2 protein-coding genes are annotated in these 3047 nt (G+C 76.8%); both read right to left on the reverse strand.

Annotation, left to right across the window (positions count from 1 at the left end; all coding sequences use genetic code 11):
• Nucleotides 1–48 precede the first annotated feature (48 nt).
• A complete protein-coding gene (locus tag ACWGKI_RS20690; RefSeq protein WP_452189550.1) occupies nt 49–1476 on the reverse strand; it encodes a serine hydrolase domain-containing protein in 1428 nt (475 codons plus the stop codon).
• Nucleotides 1477–1480: 4 nt separating this feature from the next.
• Nucleotides 1481–2965 carry an FGGY family carbohydrate kinase gene (locus tag ACWGKI_RS20695; RefSeq protein WP_452189552.1) on the reverse strand — a complete coding sequence of 495 codons (1485 nt, stop codon included), beginning with the start codon at nt 2963–2965 and terminating at the stop codon, nt 1481–1483.
• Nucleotides 2966–3047 lie beyond the last annotated feature (82 nt).

Below are 3047 nucleotides of genomic sequence, written 5' to 3' on the forward strand. Positions count from 1 at the left end.
GGGCGGGAATCCGAGCCCGGATTCCCGCCCTTTTCGTACCCACAACACTCAGGGGGCGGGGGCGAAGGCCGCGTGGAACGTCCAGCGCGGGTCGAGCGTCTCGCCGAAGCCTTGCGACTGGACGGCGAGGGTGCCGTCGTCGAGGTGCACGAGACGCAGGCGCAGCGTGGCGAGCTCGTCCCCGTGGGTGCCGCAGCGCACGTCGAGCGTGCCGGTTCCCGACCATCCGGCGGTCACGACCGCGGGCTGGTCGGCGACGCGCGTGCGCACCGGGGCGGACGTGTCCACGCGGACCGACCAGCCGTCGTCCGAGGCCACCGTGCCGGTGGTGCCGTCCGCCGTGGCGGTCAGGTCGAGCGTGAGCGCGGCCGGACCGGCGCCCGGTGTCAGCGTCGTCCAGCGCCCGACGAGCGAGCGGGCGTGCTCGGGGTGGTCGCGGGGCGCCGGCCACGCCAGGCCCGCGACGTCGCCGCCCGCGACGTCGTCGACCGCCCGCGGCGCGGAGGTCGCCACGGCCCGCGCGGGCGCGACGAGGTGGTCCAGCACGAGGTCGAGGAGCTTCTGGTCCCCGGCGCCGGCGGCCTGGGCGTCGGCCGTCACGACCACGCTCACCCCGGTCGCCGGGTCGCCGTGGACGATCTGGCCGCCGAGGCCGAACATCAGCCAGCCGCCCTGCGGCGGCAGCCAGACCTGGTAGCCGTACGCGGCGCGGAACGGTCCGCCCCAGGTCTGGGTCGCCGGGTCCGAGCGTGGCGTCGTCGCGGCGGCGAGGAACTCCGCCGGGAGCAGCGGGACGCCGTCGTGCACGCCGCCGTCCAGGAGCAGGCCGGCGAGCCGGGACAGGTCGTCCGGGGTGCAGACGAGCCCGGAGCCGCCGTGGCTGTAGCCGTCCGGGCCGGGCAGGAACCGCAGGCCCGGGCTGATGCCCAGCGGGTCGAGCAGCCGCGGGCGCAGGTACTCCGCCAGCGACGTGCCCGCGGTCCGCTCCACCAGCGCGGCCAGCGTGTACGCGGCGCTGGTGTCGTAGGTGAACAGCGCACCCGGCGGATGGGTGGGCGGCACGCGGAAGTACGACTCGAGCCAGCCGCCCTCCCGCACCTTGTACGTCGTGCTGCGGTGCGGGCCGCGCATGGCGAGCATGTCCCGCAGCGTCGTGGCCTCCAGCCACGGGTGCGCCGGGCCGGTCGCCGCGAGCACGTCCGGGAAGTGTCGCACCACGGGGTCGTCGAGGCTCAGCGCACCCTCCGCGGCGAGCAGGCCGACGGCCAGCGCCGTCACCGTCTTCGACACGGAGTACATGCGCTGCGGCACGTCGTGGCCCAGGGGTGCGCACGCCGCGGCGAGCAGCCGCTCGCCACCCGCCCGGACGTCCACCGTGTGCAGGGCGACGTCCAGCTCGCGGGAGCGCGCGACGACGGTCGCGAGCCCTGTGGTCAGGACAGGGTCCGCCGCAGGAGCGCGACCGGTGGTCGGCACGGGCTCAGACCAGGTCGCGCACGGCGGCGTACTGCGCGCGGACCACGGGCCGGGGGTCGGGGTCGAGCGTGACGGCGATCGTCGTCGACCACGCGGGGGGTGCGGCGTCCGCGTCGGTCGCGGCCGCGAGCGTCCACGCCGCCTGCCGGGCCGCGCCGTCGGCCACGTACTCGCCCGGCTCGGGGACGCCGACGGCGAGGCCGAGGACCTGCGTGGCCACCTGCTGCACGGCGGGCGACTGGGCCGCCCCGCCGATGAGCATGACGCGCTCGACCGGCACTCCCTGGGCGCGCAGGGCGTCGAGGCCGTCGGCGAGGCCGCAGAGCATCCCCTCGACGTAGGCGCGCGCCAGGTGCGCGCGGGTGGAGGTCGCGAGGCGGACGCCGTGCAGGGTGCCGGTCGCGTCGGGGCGGTTGGGGGTGCGCTCGCCCTCCAGGTAGGGGACGAGGACGAGGCCGTCGGCACCGGCGGGGGCGGCGAGCGCGAGGTCGGCGAGCTCGTGGACGTCGACGTCGAGCACGGCCCGGGCGGCGTCGAGCACGCGGGCCGCGTTGAGCGTGACGGCGAGCATGAGGGCGTTCCCGGTGGCGTCGGCGAACCCGTTGATCGCGCCGGAGCCGTCGGCGGTGCGCGCCGGCGCCACCGCGGAGACGACGCCCGACGTGCCGATCGAGATCGCGATGTCGCCGGGCGTCATCCCGAGCGCGAGCGCTGCGGCCGCGTTGTCGCCGGCGCCGGGACCGAGGAGTGCCCCACCTTCGACGTCGGCCCCCGCGACCGTGGCGTGCGCGACGCCGCCGGACTCCGCCGGGCCGAGCACGCGGGGGAGCGTGACGTCGTCACGACCGAGGGCGAGCGCGAGCAGGTCGCGGCGGTAGGTGCCGGCGCCGCCGTCCGCGTCGGCGTCGTAGTAGCCGGTGCCCGACGCGTCGGACCGGTCGGTGACGAGGGCGTCGAGCTGCGGGCCGAGCGGCGACTCGCCCTCGGGCCCGTAGCCGGCGATGCGCCAGGTCAGCCAGTCGTGGGGGAGCGCGACGGCGGCGACGCGCGCCGCGTTCTCGGGCTCGGCGTCGCGCAGCCAGCGCAGCTTGGTGACGGTGAGGGAGGCGACGAGCACCGAGCCGACGGCGTCGGCCCAGGCCTGCGCACCGGCGTCGCGGTCGCCGTCGCCGAGCTCGCGGACGAGGTCCTCGGCCGCGGAAGCGGACCGGGTGTCGTTCCACAGGAGCGCGTCGCGGACGACGCGACCGTCGGCGTCGAGGGCGACGAGGCCGTGCTGCTGACCGCCGACCGCGACCGCGGCGACGTCGTCGAGGCCGCCCGCCTCGCGTGCGGCGGCCAGGAACGCGTCCCACCAGTGCTGCGGGTCGACCGACGTGCCGTCGGGGTGCTTCGCGGTGCCGGAGCGGACCAGGCGGCCCGTCTCGGCGTCGCGCACGACGATCTTGCAGGACTGCGTGGACGTGTCCACGCCGGCGACGAGGGGCATCGTTGCTTCCTTCACGGAGGTCGGTCCGCCGGTGTTGTGAGCGGGCGTTTGGCCCCGTCTCGTGACCGAGACGGGGCCAAAC

The sequence above is a fragment of the Isoptericola sp. NPDC055881 genome, from assembly GCF_053615895.1.